Raw genomic sequence first — 16,164 nt, 5'->3', positions numbered from 1 at the left:
AAGCTATGGCTAAAGTATATACTCTACATCCGAAAAATCCCCAGCCTCGAAGTATACAAGAAATTTGTCGTGAGCTTAAAGGGGGGGCTATTATGTTATATCCTACCGATACAGTGTATGCGATCGGTTGTGATATGAACGTAAAATCTGCGGTCGAACGCGTCAGGAAACTGAAACAATTATCTAATAATAAACCCCTGACGTTTTTGTGTTCCTCCCTGTCGAATATATCCGAATATGCGATCGTATCTGATGAAGCATACCGGATCATGAAACGTTTAATCCCAGGTCCATATACATTTTTATTACCTGCAACGAAATTAGTCCCCAAACTCGTCGTCGATCCCAAACGCAAAACCACTGGAATTAGAGTACCAGATAACGCCGTTTGTCAAGGTTTGTTACAAGAATTAACAAATCCGATTATTTCAACTTCAGCCCATTTATCGAATGAAGAGGGAGAATTTCCGACGATTGGTTTAGAACAGGCTAAACTATTTGATGAGTTAAACAACATGGTCGATCTAATTATTGAAGATGGTTCAGAGCAAGGATTTGAAGTTTCTACAATCATAGATTTCACCAATCAACAGCCAGAAATTGTCCGCAAAGGTTTAGGATGGGAAGAATTACAACACTGGATTGATGTAGAAAATTAATGCTCTAGGTGAAATGAAACCAAAAATCAAAAATTAGAGATTATGAGCGATCGCTTTTAATTTTCTACTCGTTCAGCTTCTATATAAGCTAACATTTCATCAAATTGTAGATCATCTTTGTATTTTCCTGCCAATTTTAGCCAATGGTTGTCCCGCTCTTCTAATTCGTTCTGAAGTGCCTCAAATATCGCTTTCTTTCTTTCTAAAGGTAATCGCTTAACCAACGCAATTATTATTTGCTCAACCGTTACATCTGATAATATGGACATATTGATGACTTCAGCTAACTCATTCTAGTTTTATTATATATATCCGTCGTCGGATTAGTTCCAGCCTTGGCATCATAAGTAATTAACTGGGGAATTTATGATTCTCTCATGATAAAACTAATTAGGGATTTGGTTTTAAATTCCAGTTACTAATAGGGTCTCCAGACCAAACCCCTACAATCTTCAAATCAAGGGGCATTCACTATTGTACTAGCAAAAAAAGGATGAGTATAAACCCATCCTCTTATTAGCTTAAATTAACTTAGAATTAATAGTCAAAGTCACCACCGCCACCAGCAGGAGCAGCAGGCTTATCTTTTTCGGGTTTATCAACGACGATACATTCAGTGGTTAGAACCATACCTGCGATCGATGCTGCGTTTTGTAGAGCCGAACGAGTCACCTTAGCCGGATCAACAATCCCCGCCTCAAACATATCAGCAAACTCGTTATTAGCGGCATTATAACCGACGTTGAACGGCTTTTCTTTGACACGTTCAGCAATAACAGCACCGTTTTGACCTGCGTTTTCGGCAATGCGTTTTAGAGGTGCGGGTAAAGCACGAGCGACGATCATCGCACCGGTTAACTCTTCATTAGAGAGGTTATTGGTTGCCCACTCTTCGAGTTGAGGAGCCAAATGAGCTAAAGTTGTACCACCACCGGGGACAATTCCTTCTTCTACGGCTGCTTTAGTGGCGTTAATCGCGTCTTCTAAACGAAGCTTGCGATCTTTCATTTCAGTCTCGGTAGCCGCCCCTACTTTGATTACAGCGACACCACCTGCGAGTTTTGCGAGACGCTCTTGGAGTTTTTCTTTATCGTAAGATGATTCGGTTTCTTCGATCTGACGACGAATTTGCTCACAACGCGCTTTAACACCTGCTTCGTTTCCTTCAGCAACAATAGTCGTGTTGTCTTTGGTGATGTTGATGCGACGTGCTTTTCCAAGCATATCAATTTTAGCCGTTTCGAGCTTAAGTCCAGCTTCTTCGCTGATCACTTCGCCACCGGTTAAAACGGCAATGTCTTGTAACATGGCTTTACGACGATCGCCAAAACCAGGAGCTTTGATCGCAGCCACATTCAGAACACCGCGTAAACGGTTAACGACTAAGGTAGCTAAAGCTTCTTTTTCGATGTCTTCAGCAATAATAACTAAAGGTTTGCCTTGACGGGCGACTTGTTCGAGAATGGGTACTAAGTCTTGTACTAAAGCAATTTTTTTATCGGTGATCAAGATGTAGGGATCTTCAAGAACCGCTTCCATCCGCTCAGGATCGGTAACAAAGTAGGGAGAGATATAACCTTTATCAAAGCGCATCCCTTCGGTAATTTCAAGTTCAGTCGTCATAGACTTCCCTTCTTCGAGAGAGATCACGCCTTCTTTACCAACTTTATCCATCGCAGAGGCGATCATTTGTCCAACTTCATCGTCGTTACCAGCAGAAATGGTTCCAACTTGTGCGATCGCTCTTGAATCATCGATCGGTTTAGCGTGTTCAGCAATTTTTTCAACAAGGAATTCAGTAGCGCGATCAATTCCTTTTTTCAGGGCGATGGGGTTAGCACCTGCGGCGACGTTGCGTAAACCTTCTTTAACGACAGCGTGAGCGAGAACGGTTGCGGTAGTGGTTCCATCACCTGCGACATCGTTAGTTTTAGAAGCAGCTTGACGAATAAGAGCAACGCCAGTATTTTCGACGTGATCTTCTAGTTCAATTTCTTTAGCGATCGTAATACCATCATTGATGATCTGAGGTGCGCCGAATTTTTTTTCGAGAACGACGTTACGGCCTTTGGGTCCAAGGGTTACAGCAACAGACTCAGCAAGGATGTCCATACCTCTTTCGAGAGCGCGACGAGCTTCGTCATTGTAAATGATTAATTTAGCCATAGGTATACTTTTTGCTTGTTTGGATTAAGTGAATAAGAGTAATGATTAGACAACAACTGCTAAAATATCTTTTTCAGACAGCAGAACATATTCTTCGCCACCGAGTTTAATATCGGTTCCTGCGTATTTAGAGTAAAGAACTTTGTCGCCCACTTTTACTTCAGCAGGGGAACGAGTTCCATCGTCGTTGCGTTTGCCGGGGCCTACGGAAACCACTTCACCTACTTGGGGTTTTTCCTTAGCTGCATCGGGTAAAAGAATACCACCTGCGGTTTTTTCTTCAGATGGGCTAACTTTGACGAATACGCGTTCACCCAATGGTTTTACGGTGGATACGTTGATGCTAAGAGCGGCCATGAAAAATCCTCCTGATGACTATGACTTTGGGATGAGGTTCATCTTCTAGATTAGCACTCTCACCCCCTAGAGTGCTAATGTAGCCAATTGAGTGAAGGAAATGCAAGCACTAGCTAAGTACGGGTATCCGAACTAGATGTAAAACGGGAAATATCAATAGGATCAATTCTAATTTTCTGTAGTCTCGGCTCCATCCAAACACCAGACTAACGATATACTGAACAGTGAGATTTGTATAAAATCTTCACAAAAAACTAACCGACTATTCAATAAACTTCTTGGATCGATCAATATGAACCAAGGTATAGATTTACAAGAAACCTTCATTCAATCTTTGCTAGATTTAGGACTTTCCCCTGGACTCGCTAAGACCATTTGGATGCCCTTACCCATGTTTTCCATGATTATTGTAGCCACCTTTGGCGTATTGGTCGTGGTTTGGCTAGAGCGAAAAATTTCAGCCGCCGCTCAACAACGTATCGGGCCAGAGTTTGCCGGACCATTGGGTGTATTACAACCCGTAGCCGATGGGATGAAATTAGTTTTTAAAGAAGATATTATCCCCGCTAAAGCTGATTCTTTGTTATTTACCCTAGGACCCGTTTTAGTCGTTCTTCCTGTATTTGTTTCCTATCTCATCGTACCTTTTGGTCAAAATCTCGTCATTACAAATATCAATGTCGGGATTTTTCTTTGGATAGCTTTATCAAGTATTGCCCCAATTGGTTTATTAATGTCGGGTTATGCTTCTAATAATAAGTATTCCCTATTAGGAGGACTGAGAGCCGCCGCCCAGTCAATTAGTTATGAAATTCCCCTCGCTTTATCGGTTTTAGCTGTTGTTATGATGTCGAATAGTTTAAGTACGATCGATATTGTCCAACAGCAATCAGGTTTTGGAATTTTGGGATGGAATATCTGGAGACAGCCCGTCGGATTTATCATTTTTTGGATCGCCGCATTAGCTGAATGTGAACGTTTACCCTTTGATTTACCCGAAGCAGAAGAAGAACTCGTCGCCGGATATCAAACCGAATATTCTGGCATGAAATTCGGACTATTTTATGTAGGTTCTTATGTCAACTTAGTTCTTTCGGCTTTAGTATTTGCCGTTCTATATTTAGGCGGTTGGGAATCTCCAATACCTCTAGAAAGACTTGGCGGATTAATTGGTGTTAGTGAAACTAATTCTTGGCTACAGATTATACAAGCGGCTGTAGGCATTACGATGACGGTTCTCAAAGCCTATTTTCTGATTTTCTTGGCGATTTTATTGCGTTGGACGGTTCCTCGCGTTCGCATTGACCAACTGTTAGACTTAGGTTGGAAGTTCCTTTTACCCGTTTCTTTAGTGAACTTATTATTAACGGCTGCCCTAAAGTTAGCTTTTCCCTTCGCTTTTGGTGGTTAGTTGACAGCACTTACCCTTAGTCTAATAAAATCAAGTCTCATAAAATCAAGACCATGTTTAACATCCTCAAACAAGTTAGCGACTATGCAAAAGGCAGTATACAAGCTGCTAAATACATTGGTGAAGGTCTATCCGTTACTTTTGACCATATGCGTCGCCGACCCGTTACGGTACAGTATCCCTATGAAAAGCTGATCCCCTCTGAACGTTTCCGAGGTAGAATTCATTTTGAGTTTGATAAATGTATCTCTTGCGAAGTTTGTGTTAGAGTCTGTCCGATTAATTTGCCTGTAGTTGATTGGACTTTTAACAAGGCGATTAAAAAGAAAGAACTGAAACATTATAGTATCGATTTTGGGGTTTGTATTTTCTGTGGTAATTGTGTCGAATATTGCCCGACGAATTGTCTTTCCATGACAGAAGAATATGAACTCGCTTCCTACGATCGCCATGAGCTTAATTATGATAACGTGGCACTGGGACGCTTACCCTACAAGGTGACTCAAGATCCGATGGTGACTCCTTTACGGGAATTAGGATACTTACCTAAAGGGGTGATGAGTCCTCATGATTTACCCGCCGGTAGTCAACGTCCTGGCAAACGTCCCGAAGATTTAGTTAAAGAAATGGAAGCCGTTTCAACATCTACAAATGAATAATGTTATAGGGTGGGTCATACCACCTTATCGATCAAAAAGCAAGAGGAGAATTACACAAAGTGAATTTAGCAGAAAGCGTTCAGATTGTAACCTTTGGCATCTTATCCGCGCTGGTCATTGGTACAGCTTTAGGCGTTGTTTTACTCTCTAGTATTGTTTATTCTGCCTTTTTATTAGGGGGCGTTTTTATCAGTATTGCGGGCATTTATCTCCTATTAAATGCTGATTTTGTGTCGGCTGCACAAATTCTCGTCTATGTGGGTGCAATTACTGTTTTAATTCTTTTCGCCATTATGTTAGTTAATAAGCGAGAAGATTTTTCAATTATTCCTAACCGTTGGATTCGCAAAGCCGCTACAGGTGTCGTTTGTGTCGGTTTATTTTTGCTGTTAGCGACGATGATTTTGATTACACCTTGGTCATTATCTGCTACTTCTCCAGCAGTAATTGATAATACTTTAGTCGAATTGGGTAAGCATTTCTTTAGTGATTATCTCTTACCTTTTGAGTTAGCTTCCGTATTACTATTAATGGCGATGGTGGGTGCAATTATTCTCGCCCGTCGGGATCTTATTCCCGAAATTCTCCCCGACGATCCTAGCGTTACTGCTTTAACTTTACCCGAACGTCCACGCGAGTTAACCCCCCAGGGAACTGAATCATCTACACTTCAATAAAAACTATGGAAATAAAACTCGAATATTGTCTACTTTTAGCGGCTGCTTTATTTTGTATCGGTGTTTATGGCTTAGTAACAAGTCGGAACGCGGTACGAGTTTTAATGTCAATTGAATTATTATTGAATGCCGTCAATATTAATTTGTTATCCTTCTCCAACTTTTTAGATCCAGGAGCGATTAGAGGACAAGTTTTTTCTTTATTTGTTATTGCGATCGCAGCCTCAGAAGCCGCCGTTGGACTTGCAATTATTTTGGCGATTTACCGTAACCGCGAAACGACAGATATGGAACAATTTAATTTATTGAAGTGGTAATTCATCACATCAAAAAGTTACTAAGTCAGAGTTTATATCTCTGGCTTTTTTATTATTAGATAGTTTTTTAATTAACTTTTTGCTAATCTAGCCTTTTTCAATTAAATAAGATACAGATGATTTGTAGGGGTTTGGTCTCTAAACCCTATAGAATTTAATTTAAGAAATGCTATAATATTCAATTAATTTTTGTACTTCCTGTTTTGAATTTTGAATAATGTCATGAAGCTCATTAAAAGCATCTTCATAAATTTTTTGCTCTCTGTTTTCTAAAATCTTATCTATTTTAGATATAACTGGGGGCATATAATAAGCGTTTTTGATCGTTTCGATCAGGTTAATAAGAGTGAGAGTCAAAATGATAAATTTCCGTCAGATCACTCATAAATACTCAAGCTTAAAAAACGAAAGCAAGCTCTAATTGATTGATAACTAATGTTTTTAGAGATGACTCTGCAAGTATATCTCGCTCAGGAACAGGATGAGCCAGACTTTTCAACATTTCTTTACCGATCGCCTCAACTACGGGAGGAACAACCGCATTACCAAACTGTCTATAAGCTTGATTATCAGAAACAGGAATAATAAATGTTTCAGGAAATCCCATCAATCTTGCACATTCAGAGGGTGTTAGACGACGTGGATTTTTGCCGACTTGAGGTATCAGAATTTCGGCTCCATCTTTATAATATCTAGCACTTAGCGTTCTGGCTATACCGTCTAGATCGACTAATCCATAACCGAAACCATTTCCTTTTTCCTTATGCTTAATCGCATATTTTTGTAAGTAATTCCAGAGATGATCGCTTAAGGTATATTTACTATCGACTTCACTCTCTAAAATATCTTTAATTCTAAGTTTAACATCTGGCAATTGTGGAAAGCTAAATTGAATGGATTGATCAAATCCTACGATAAATATTCTTTTTCGATTCTGAGGAACCAAGGAACGAGCATCAATAACTTGATAGTGAATATGATAATTCAAATCTGAATAGAGAACGTTTTTAATTACCTCAAATGTTTTTCCTTTATCATGGCTCTGCAAGTTTTTTACATTTTCTAAGATAAAGGCTTTAGGTCTTTTTTCCCTGATAATTTTAACGATCTCAAAAAATAGAGTTCCTTGTGTGGGATGCTCGAAACCGTGACGAATTCCTAAAGCGTTATGTTTAGTCACTCCTGCTATACTAAAAGGTTGACAAGGAAAACCAGCCGTTAATATATCATGATCGGGAATTTCCGAAGTGGGAATTAAAGTGATATCACCGAATGGCCGATGATTAAAATTTGCTTCGTAAGTTTGTTGTGAAAATTTATTCCATTCTGATGAAAAAACACATTTACAGCCTAAATTTTCAAACGCAATTCTAAAGCCTCCTATACCAGCAAATAAATCAATAAACTTAAGCATTTTTTGTTTTTTCCTGTTACTCAGTCAACCTATAATTTTTAATTATATCTAGTATAGGGCAGACTACCACAAAGCTGACATCAGGGGCAGGATAGCTTAAAACGCCTACCTGATATACATATTTTATGAATCAAAAAGTTACTAAGTCAGAGTTTATATCTCTGGCTTTTTTATTTGTTTAACCCAAGGCAAACTCAGTATATTGTCGAACATTAGGCGCGTGATAAGCAAGTACGATATCTTTTTTGGGGACTCCTCTTTCTACTAATTGATCGGCGATCGCGTCTTCTGTTCCGTCATATTGTACCCAAATCTTTTCATCTTTAAGATCGACGTGTATGATACAACCATAAATCCGAGTATTGTTATTTTTCCAACCAACGTGTACTAATAAATATCGCTCATTTACTGTGTCAAAAACCGTCTCGCTGGTAACAGGATCATTAGGCGATCGACGTTTTGCGCGTTCAGTCAGCAATTCTTGAATATGTTGACGGTATAAGTTTATTTTATCCATTGTGCGATCTCCTGTTTTTCGATATCGTAAACTAAAAGTGGTATTTGATTACGTTTAATTACTGTTTGGATAAAAGAATTTTGAAAAAAGCGTTTATAGATATTTAACGGAATTGCCAGATAAAGTAATCTTTCGGGATCAACATCATCAAGGGCAATGCGATAGTTAATAAATTGTCCTATTGCTGTATGAAACGCTGAAATTGTCGAAGAAGAAAGAAACGTTTTAATTTCTACAGCGATTTTTTCATCATCCTTTGTAGCAGCTAATAACCGTTCTGCTCCTAAATCTATATAAAAATCAACAAACCCTAAATCTATATGATACGGGTCATGAGTAATTGTCCAACCCTCATTCTGAAGAGCCGTTTTAACAAGTTCATGAAATGTATCTCTAGCCGACATATTTCCTTGTTGTAGATCGTGATTTCTAACTCTGATTACATTGTACTAATCCCTTTGACCAAAACAAAAATTATTTTTTGGGAAAATTACGATAAAGCACTTTAGAATAAACAAAGGTTAGTGATTAACTGGAGTTTATACTAAATCATGAGAAACGCGGTAGCTGTAATGGCTTTGCTAATTTCAGTAAGTGGAATATTTGTCTCTCTAGCAAGGGAAGAAATGAGATGCTTTCTCGGTTTAGCAAATGAATGTGGTATTCAAGAAAAAACGACTGATCCTTCTCCTGAACCCATCCAAGAGGCCGTTAAAGAACCCCAAAAAGAAGAAACTGTATCCTCTCCAAAAACAGTAGAAAGAGTAAAGACAAGCAAACCCGAAGAACCAACATCAGAACCTAAAGCTGTTAGCGAGACAGAAGAAGCAAAAGAAAAACTAATGGAAAAAGATACAGCACAAAAAACATTAACTGAACCAACCAAAAGTCAAGCGATCGAAGTTATTCCACCACCCGAAGCGACTGAGCCTAGCGGAAGTATACCACTCGAAGTTATTCCACCACCCGAAAATCAGCCCTAGTTATTGTAGTTATTGCGGTTCGGCATTAAAATCGAAGTTTTCTTTAAAACTCTGACGAGTCATCGGTTGATCTATCATTAATCCATCACCCTCACCCAAAACCTCTAAAGGTTCCCCTTCTACATTAATCCAGACTTTCGCATTAGGATCTAAGCTAGTCGCCGTGTATAAAACTTGTGCGAGTCGTCCGATCATGACATCTGAACCGCCTCCTTGGGTAAATGCTTGCGAGAGATCAATATGAATCCCTTTTTTATCTTGTTTTAGTTTTAATAATTTTGTTTCTTGAGGAATTGTTGTCGTATGTGTATTATCAACTGGCCCCGCTAAAAGCAGTCTGAAAGCTTGTTTGATGGTTTTACTTTTATTCTCTGTTTTTTGTACCGAAATGGGCATAGGATTAAATTTAACTTCTCCTTGAGTCCCATCAATCCAGTACACTTGAACTGTTTCTGTTTCGGCTTTAGGTTCGGGTTTTGCTGGAATGGGTTTATTGATCTCTTTTGGAGTCGAACTCACAGGAGGGTTAACGTTTTCGGGTGAAGGCGATACAGTGGGTTTTGGGGAAACTTGAGAAGATTTCATCTGCTCAATAGCAAACCATGTCAAACCGCCTCCCGTTGCCAATAAAGCTAAAGCAACGCCAAAAATAGATCCCAAAGGAAAACGGTTTTTATTGCCTCTCTCCTCCATTTGTGCCTCCTAAAATTAAATGGATTATAATCGCCTAAATTATTGACCAGTCTAAATGTATCTACTGTTCCCTATTTTTGTGGTTCTAATCGAACAAACGCGGCAAAATCTAGCTGGTTGTTGTCTCCCTTTAATTGTAAAACTCTAGCCGTAATTCCGTTTCTCTCCAAAGACTGTAAATCAAGTTGTTCACTCAGTCTCTCGGCAAAACCATTTAAAAGACGTGTTGATAACTTTCTTCCATTTAGAGATCCAGAGGGCTGTAACAGTTGAATTTGTCTACCTCGAATGACATTAAGACTCACTTCTAATACTAACTCAAGTGTTTGGGCGGGTGCATCTGTTGTACTCGATTGTTGTAGTTGTGCTTGGAAACGATATCGATTATTGTCTTGGAGATCAAAGTTAGCGTTTAAAATTTCTAATGAAGGTACGGAAAAATCCGAACGATTGGGGAGAAGTTGCTTGACTAATTGCTGCAATTGTGCTTTGATTTTTGGGGATTGCAATGCTCGATTGATATCCTCTTCTTTGATGACAATTCTGACAGCAGCTTGTACCGGTTCACGAAATATAGATCGCGCAATTTGATTATTTTCTTTTCCTTGCAATTTATTTAGATCTATGTTAAGGCGATCGCTTTCTAATTCTAAGGTATCAATCCGTAAATCTGTTATGGGATAGACTCCGCGACTGGCTAACCGAATTCGCTCAACTTTGCCTGAAATCACTTGATAACTTGGAACATTATCGATGCGTACCGATAATTGTTCAACTTCTTTGACTTGACGACGTAAGTTATCTTCGGCGACTTTTTCTAAAATTAGACCTGTGGGTGTGAGAATGCCAAGAAGACTGGCGATAATAATGGTTAACCATTCCATATTTTTTAGTTTTTTAATTAAATATTTCCTTTAAGTTTTTATTTTAGAATTAGATTTCCCTACAAAATTATTAATTTTTTTAGATGCGTTTAAGATTTCAATTCCAATCACATTACTTTCCACGTCGTAATCTAGGATAACACCAGGGCTTATAATATCGCTTTCTTCGATTTCAGACTCACTCCAATTAATTCTTAATACATCTACTTCTAGATCATATTCAGCATTCATTTTTTTAGAGAATATATTTATTTTGTATATTGGTTTTATTTTATCCTGTGTATAAATTTAGTGTTAGGTTTAGCGCGAACAAGAGCAAAAAGTAACATTTTTGACATTCGCACCACACTACCCAAAAGTAACCAGAATGATTGTAACTCTCCTGGTGTTGCTTTAACTTTCCATCTTTCAGGTTGACAGAAAAGAAGTTCGATTAATTTTCTTTCTTGCACTCTAGATAATGATTGAAATTCTACAATAATTTTTAATCCTTTCTCAAAGGCGTTTATCTGAGTAATCTTTCCAAATAGCTTTAATTTTTCATCTAGTAAATTGATTAAAATCGATTCTTGAAGGTTGAGAAGTTCATCAATAATAATTTCTGCTCCTGCTTCGGATATATTTTGAGTAATTCCCATAATAATCTTATTTCCTTGCTGCAATTCAACAGAATAATTTAAAGAAAACCATTCATAATGATCAGGTTTAGGAGCATCAAGTAAAGCAAATAAAGCGACAGTCATTGAAAATAAATTTTGTATACTCCAAAATAAACCTAACTGGTAATTTACAGATCCTTGGCTAACTTTTTTTAGATAAATACAAATGCTTATTGCTGTAGCAAGCCATAATATTATTAAAGGTAAAGCCAGTTTGCAATTATAAATATAACGATTACGAGATATACCTTTTGGTGTTACTCTAAACCCTTTTTGGAAAGGTTTAAACATTACTTGAAAAATAGTAATTACAATTGGAATACCAGAAATCAAAGCCGCAATGTCAGAGAGAACAATTGTTCTAGAACGATAATTTAGCCAATGATATACACTAAAATTAATAAGATAATAAGGAAGAAAAATATAAACAGCTTCTACATAAGTCGCTTGAACAGGAATAATATTAGTAAAAGCATATAAAATAGGCATTAAAAAGAAAAGAAGTCGCGTAATTACCGAAAACCAAGATAACAAACCTTCTAAATGTCCGAGTCTTTGCTGAATATTTAAACCAGGAATTGTTAAAGGATTAGACTTAATAAAAAAAGCTTGTAAAGTTCCTCTTCCCCATCGTAATCGTTGTGAAATATGAGTGGAAATACTTTCAGCAGCTAAACCCGCGCTTAATTTTTCATTGAGATAAACCAGTTCATAACCTTTAGCTGATAATCTAATTCCTGTAAAATAATCTTCACTAATTGATTCTGTTGTAAAGTAGCCAACTTCTCTTAATGCACTCCGTCTAACAATAAACGAAGTTCCCGCACAAACAACACTTTTAACCCCATCTTTTAAAAGTTGTACGTGTCGGTAAAATAGTTCTTCTTCAGGAATAAACCATTGTTCTAAGCCTAAATTTCTCGATATTGGATCAGGATTATAAAAACTCTGAGGCGTTTGCACCAGTGCGATTTTTTCCTTCTTAAAATAACCTATTGTTCGCTCTAAAAAGTTTTTAGTCGGAATAAAATCAGCATCAAAAATTGCTATAAATTCACCGTTAGTTTGAGGTATCGCATGATTTAAGTTACCAGCTTTTGCATAACGATTATCGGGACGAGTGATATAATTGCAGTCCATTTTTATTGCTAATTCTTTAATTTCTGGTCTTTTTGTGTCATCTAGTAAGTAAATATTTTTGTGTGGATATTCAATCGCTTGACAGCCGATAATTGTTCGCTTTAAGATAAATTCTGGTTCATTATAAGTGGGAATTAAAATATCAACTGTTGGTAAATAATTTCCTTCTCTAACGGCTTTGCTGTATTGTTCTGCTTCCTGACGACGCTCTTTAATTCTCAGCATTAAATAAAGCTGAATAAAACCCGCGAGTAAAACGATAATTTCTATAGATAAAAGTCCTATACTAAAAATTCCGTTAATTGGAGTCGCTAAATTTAAAGTCGTTAAAATGCGCCAACAAAAATAGCGAATGCTTAAAAAGAATAAAATAAAAACAATAATATTTCTTGACCAAGTTTTAGGTTGTGGAGACGCTTTTAGTATAATTTGGGTAATATAAATTAAAATAAGTGTTGGTAAAAAAAGATAAAAGGGATGGGAAACAGAAGGAACCGTTACCCAAAATGGCGGATTTTCTTGAAACTGAGAAATCTTAGCAAAGAAATTTGTAACCGTTACTTCACCTGTTAACCACGCAAAACAAAGGGCGAAAAAAAAGACAATTACTCCGAAAAAAACTAGAGTTGCTAAATGAATCGGAAAAAAGGTGGTTAAAGGTGATAATACAGGATTTTTTTGAATAAACCTCGCAATCGGTTTTAAGCTTTGCATAATGAAAAGAAACGTAATTAGTGTTCTCTATGATTAGCGGTGTTTGTAATGATATATGAGGAAGGAGTAACAATAAGGGTAGGGATCTAATTGCTTATTTTATACTTCTTAACAAAATATGTGTGTATTTTTAGAAAATCATGAGTAAATGAATATAAACTAATTACATCAAAGAGTGTTTAGAAATGCTCTCTTTATAAGTTTTCAATGAAAGTTTAGCTCTTGTGTAGTGATGAATATATATCTTTCGACAGAGGTAAAACAAGCAGCGATCGCGTTAGGCAGTAATTTAGGAGACTCGTATAACACTCTCGAAAGCGCACTGACAGCACTTAATCACACTTTGGGAATAAATGTATTGTCGCGTTCTCACTGGTATAAAACCTCCCCTATTGGCCCGACTCAACCTGATTATCTTAATGGCTGTGCTATCCTAGAAATTCAGTTATCGCCTCAACTGTTATTAGAAACACTCCTCGAAATTGAACAAAAATTCGGCAGGATACGATTAGAACGATGGGGACCCAGAACGCTTGATCTTGATCTATTGTTATACGATAACCTAATTATAGAAACGCCAGCTTTACAAATTCCTCACCCACGCCTCACAGAGCGAGCATTTGTATTAGTTCCCTTAGCTGAAATTGCCCCAACTTGGATCGAACCTATAAGAGGAAAAGCGATCGCAGAACTCCTAAAAGATGTAGACTGTTCAGGAGTGAACCTCTATTCTCCTGCATAATTTAGTTTATGTCACACGAACCCCCCGAATTTATCCAACAACGTCTCTTTTACCGAGGGCGTGTCTTGAATTTTGAAGTCAGCAAACTCCGTCTACCCAAAGGTACAGTAGGAGAATGGGAGTGTGTGCGTCATCCTGGGGGGGCTTTAGCTGTTCCCATTACTGATGATGGTAAATTAGTCTTAGTCAAACAATACCGTTTTAGTGTTCAAGGACGTTTATTAGAATTTCCCGCCGGTACACTTGAACCCGGAGAAGATGCAGCAACAACGGTTAAACGAGAAATAGAAGAAGAAACGGGATATCGCGCCCATCGTTGGCATGATTTAGGTAAATTTCCCCTCGCTCCGGGTTATTCTGATGAATATATTTATGCTTTTTTGGCGCAGGATCTCGAAAAATTAGAACAACCGCCCGCACAAGATGCAGATGAAGATATGGAAGTGGTTTTAATGAGTTTTGATGAGTTTGAAGCTGCGATCTTATCTGGTGAGGCTATTGATGGTAAAACGATCGCAAGTTATTTCATGGCTCGTCTACATCTAAACCAATCCTAACAGAATTTGATCGCAAAAAATCCTCAAAAATAGCGCGACTCGGTAAAGATGACTGCGCCCCTTGCTGAGTTGCCGCTAATGCCCCTGCTGCTGCCCCCCATGTCATCGCGTCTCGTAAGGATAATCCCCTATCCATAGCGGCTGCCATCGCTCCATTAAAGGCATCTCCTGCGGCTACTGTATCTACAGGAGTGATCTTAAAAGCAGGTATTATAAAGTGTTCGCTTCTCGTGGCACAAAATACCCCTTTTGCTCCTAATTTCAGTACTGCAGTATTAATGTTTTTGTTAAGAAATATTTCGGCTGCTTTGAGGTACGTTTCCTCATTATTAATCTCAAAACCGACTAGACGACTCGCTTCTGTTTCGTTGGGGGTAATGACATCGACTAGGGAATAAAGTTCATCGGGTAATGTATCGGGTGCGGGTGCAGGATCTAAAATAACTTTAACTCCGGCTGTTTTAGCTTCAAGGGCTGCTTTGATAATAGTTTTTATGGGAACTTCTAACTGTAATAATAAAGCACTGGCTTTCGGTAAAAGAAGTTTTAGCCGTTCTACATCAGTTCCATCCACACAACCATTAGCACCAGGAATCACAATAATATTATTATCCGAATTCTCGTCTACTGCAATAATCGCCACCCCAGAACAAGTATTTTGTGTTACCCTCACATTGTCGGTATTTACATTCGCTTCTTTGAGGCTATTTAGTAATGTAATGCCAAAATCATCATCACCTACTCGCCCTATCATATAAGTCTCTATCCCTAATTTAGCGGCTGCTACGGCTTGATTGGCTCCTTTTCCACCAGATTTGATAAAAAAGTTTTTGCCCAAGACTGTCTCACTTTTGCGGGGTAAGCGAGTCGTTTGAGCCACCAAATCCATATTAATACTGCCAAAAACAATAAGACTCATAATATTAAGATGTTTGACACAGATGTTGATAAGCCTAAATCATGAATGGAAGACGATCGCGATCGGTTATTTCACAGGCTTAAAGGAATATTCTTTCATAATTGAGTGACAGCAGATTGAGTTAAATAAGGAAAAAATTTATGCCCAGTCCCATTGTTGATCCCATCGAACACAAGCGAAGAATGGATACTTGGTGGTACATTGCTGAGGAACTTTGGGGGAACCCTAAACACAACCTCACATACGATGAAATAATTAAAATTGTCGATGACTTCTTTGCCCCCACTATTACGGTTGAAGAATTGCAGGAACGGTACGCTAGGGGTGAGCGAGACTTCATTGATATCAGTTTGCCTCACAAAGTCGATCTTAGTGGAATTAATTTAGCAGGAGCTAACTTGACGGGGGCTAAGTTCAATTACTCCAACTTCACTGGGGCTAACCTCAAAGGAGCTAACTTGAGTTACGCTTGGCTTAATGGAGTCAACTTTACGGGAGCCAACTTGGAAGGGGCTAATATCTCTTGGGCTACTGCTGGTAGTGCTATTTTTAGAAACGCTAATCTCCTCAACGCCATTGGACAATTTAGTAGGGATCGTAACTGCATTTACGAAAACACTGTCATGCAATCTGGACACTTGAGGAAAGGACCCTGCATCCCCTTCGGATAGTTGTATTAAAGACATCATCATTGGC

21 protein-coding genes are annotated in these 16,164 nt (G+C 38.2%); 9 read left to right on the top strand and 12 right to left on the bottom strand.

The features are described from left to right. The first annotated feature begins 5 nt into the window (after positions 1 to 5). Positions 6 to 659: an L-threonylcarbamoyladenylate synthase gene (locus C7H19_RS12495; protein ID WP_106457216.1), complete on the top strand. Its 654-nt coding sequence runs from the start codon at positions 6 to 8 to the stop codon at positions 657 to 659. A 56-nt stretch (positions 660 to 715) separates the two neighbouring features. Here the strand turns inward: C7H19_RS12495 and C7H19_RS12490 are convergent, their stop codons facing one another. From C7H19_RS12490 to groES, 3 genes are all read right to left on the bottom strand, one after another. After that, the gene (locus C7H19_RS12490) at positions 716 to 928 is read right to left on the bottom strand and encodes a hypothetical protein (RefSeq protein ID WP_106457215.1); all 213 of its coding nucleotides are present in this window, start codon (positions 926 to 928) and stop codon (positions 716 to 718) included. Between the two features lie 268 nt (positions 929 to 1,196). Continuing rightward, positions 1,197 to 2,825, bottom strand: a complete 1,629-nt coding sequence (gene groL, locus C7H19_RS12485) for a chaperonin GroEL (RefSeq protein ID WP_106457214.1) — start codon at positions 2,823 to 2,825, stop codon at positions 1,197 to 1,199. 45 nt (positions 2,826 to 2,870) lie between these two features. Further along, the gene (gene groES, locus C7H19_RS12480) at positions 2,871 to 3,182 is read right to left on the bottom strand and encodes a co-chaperone GroES (RefSeq protein ID WP_106457213.1); all 312 of its coding nucleotides are present in this window, start codon (positions 3,180 to 3,182) and stop codon (positions 2,871 to 2,873) included. A gap of 292 nt (positions 3,183 to 3,474) precedes the next feature. Between groES and nuoH the strand changes: the two genes are divergently transcribed. From nuoH to nuoK, 4 genes are read left to right on the top strand one after another with little or no spacing between them, the layout of a single operon-like run. After that, positions 3,475 to 4,593, top strand: a complete 1,119-nt coding sequence (nuoH, locus tag C7H19_RS12475; protein WP_106457212.1) for an NADH-quinone oxidoreductase subunit NuoH — start codon at positions 3,475 to 3,477, stop codon at positions 4,591 to 4,593. 53 nt (positions 4,594 to 4,646) lie between these two features. Continuing rightward, complete coding sequence (gene ndhI / locus C7H19_RS12470) at positions 4,647 to 5,252, top strand: NAD(P)H-quinone oxidoreductase subunit I (protein WP_106457211.1); 606 nt, start codon at positions 4,647 to 4,649, stop codon at positions 5,250 to 5,252. A 59-nt stretch (positions 5,253 to 5,311) separates the two neighbouring features. Continuing rightward, positions 5,312 to 5,929: an NADH-quinone oxidoreductase subunit J gene (locus tag C7H19_RS12465; protein ID WP_106457210.1), complete on the top strand. Its 618-nt coding sequence runs from the start codon at positions 5,312 to 5,314 to the stop codon at positions 5,927 to 5,929. An 11-nt stretch (positions 5,930 to 5,940) separates the two neighbouring features. Next, positions 5,941 to 6,246 carry an NADH-quinone oxidoreductase subunit NuoK gene (gene nuoK, locus C7H19_RS12460; RefSeq protein ID WP_219907647.1) on the top strand — a complete coding sequence of 102 codons (306 nt, stop codon included), beginning with the start codon at positions 5,941 to 5,943 and terminating at the stop codon, positions 6,244 to 6,246. Between the two features lie 159 nt (positions 6,247 to 6,405). Here nuoK and C7H19_RS12455 read toward each other — a convergent pair whose 3' ends face one another. The 4 genes from C7H19_RS12455 to C7H19_RS12440 form a co-directional block, all read right to left on the bottom strand. Beyond that, positions 6,406 to 6,603: a hypothetical protein gene (locus C7H19_RS12455; protein WP_106457208.1), complete on the bottom strand. Its 198-nt coding sequence runs from the start codon at positions 6,601 to 6,603 to the stop codon at positions 6,406 to 6,408. A 40-nt stretch (positions 6,604 to 6,643) separates the two neighbouring features. Further along, positions 6,644 to 7,660: a DNA (cytosine-5-)-methyltransferase gene (gene dcm, locus C7H19_RS12450; RefSeq protein WP_106457207.1), complete on the bottom strand. Its 1,017-nt coding sequence runs from the start codon at positions 7,658 to 7,660 to the stop codon at positions 6,644 to 6,646. A 178-nt stretch (positions 7,661 to 7,838) separates the two neighbouring features. Then, positions 7,839 to 8,177 carry a XisI protein gene (locus C7H19_RS12445; RefSeq protein ID WP_106457206.1) on the bottom strand — a complete coding sequence of 113 codons (339 nt, stop codon included), beginning with the start codon at positions 8,175 to 8,177 and terminating at the stop codon, positions 7,839 to 7,841. Beyond that, a complete protein-coding gene (locus C7H19_RS12440) occupies positions 8,165 to 8,581 on the bottom strand; it encodes a XisH family protein (RefSeq protein ID WP_106457205.1) in 417 nt (138 codons plus the stop codon). Before C7H19_RS12440 ends, C7H19_RS12445 begins: the two co-directional genes overlap by 13 nt. Before the next feature lie 147 nt (positions 8,582 to 8,728). Here C7H19_RS12440 and C7H19_RS12435 point away from each other — a divergent pair, with 147 nt between their 5' ends. Next, positions 8,729 to 9,160, top strand: a complete 432-nt coding sequence (locus tag C7H19_RS12435) for a hypothetical protein (RefSeq protein ID WP_106457204.1) — start codon at positions 8,729 to 8,731, stop codon at positions 9,158 to 9,160. Between the two features lie 9 nt (positions 9,161 to 9,169). On the opposite strand, the gene C7H19_RS12430 is transcribed toward C7H19_RS12435, so the two are convergent. The 4 genes from C7H19_RS12430 to C7H19_RS12415 form a co-directional block, all read right to left on the bottom strand. After that, positions 9,170 to 9,853: a GerMN domain-containing protein gene (locus tag C7H19_RS12430; RefSeq protein WP_106457203.1), complete on the bottom strand. Its 684-nt coding sequence runs from the start codon at positions 9,851 to 9,853 to the stop codon at positions 9,170 to 9,172. A gap of 71 nt (positions 9,854 to 9,924) precedes the next feature. Beyond that, positions 9,925 to 10,737, bottom strand: coding sequence for an LmeA family phospholipid-binding protein (locus C7H19_RS12425; RefSeq protein WP_106457202.1), 813 nt, complete (start codon positions 10,735 to 10,737; stop codon positions 9,925 to 9,927). Between the two features lie 30 nt (positions 10,738 to 10,767). After that, entirely contained in the window at positions 10,768 to 10,968 is a 201-nt protein-coding gene (locus C7H19_RS12420; RefSeq protein ID WP_106457201.1) for a DUF2283 domain-containing protein, read from the bottom strand. A 35-nt stretch (positions 10,969 to 11,003) separates the two neighbouring features. After that, on the bottom strand, positions 11,004 to 13,250 hold the full coding sequence (locus C7H19_RS12415) for a glycosyltransferase (protein ID WP_106457200.1): 2,247 nt from the start codon (positions 13,248 to 13,250) through the stop codon (positions 11,004 to 11,006). A 232-nt stretch (positions 13,251 to 13,482) separates the two neighbouring features. Here C7H19_RS12415 and folK point away from each other — a divergent pair, with 232 nt between their 5' ends. Both folK and C7H19_RS12405 read left to right on the top strand, forming a co-directional pair. Beyond that, positions 13,483 to 13,992, top strand: a complete 510-nt coding sequence (gene folK, locus C7H19_RS12410) for a 2-amino-4-hydroxy-6-hydroxymethyldihydropteridine diphosphokinase (RefSeq protein WP_106457199.1) — start codon at positions 13,483 to 13,485, stop codon at positions 13,990 to 13,992. 8 nt (positions 13,993 to 14,000) lie between these two features. Further along, complete coding sequence (locus C7H19_RS12405; RefSeq protein ID WP_106457198.1) at positions 14,001 to 14,549, top strand: NUDIX hydrolase; 549 nt, start codon at positions 14,001 to 14,003, stop codon at positions 14,547 to 14,549. On the opposite strand, the gene rbsK is transcribed toward C7H19_RS12405, so the two are convergent. Next, positions 14,518 to 15,468: a ribokinase gene (gene rbsK / locus C7H19_RS12400; RefSeq protein ID WP_106457197.1), complete on the bottom strand. Its 951-nt coding sequence runs from the start codon at positions 15,466 to 15,468 to the stop codon at positions 14,518 to 14,520. The genes C7H19_RS12405 and rbsK overlap by 32 nt on opposite strands. Positions 15,469 to 15,608: 140 nt before the next feature. Here rbsK and C7H19_RS12395 point away from each other — a divergent pair, with 140 nt between their 5' ends. Continuing rightward, positions 15,609 to 16,139, top strand: coding sequence for a pentapeptide repeat-containing protein (locus C7H19_RS12395; RefSeq protein WP_106457196.1), 531 nt, complete (start codon positions 15,609 to 15,611; stop codon positions 16,137 to 16,139). The last annotated feature ends 25 nt before the right edge of the window (positions 16,140 to 16,164 follow it).

Origin of the sequence: Aphanothece hegewaldii CCALA 016 (genome assembly GCF_003007785.1) — a bacterium.
GTDB lineage: Bacteria > Cyanobacteriota > Cyanobacteriia > Cyanobacteriales > Microcystaceae > Chroococcus > Chroococcus hegewaldii.
Note: the sequence above shows the minus strand (reverse complement) of the source record. Positions and strands in the feature narration are given on the sequence as shown.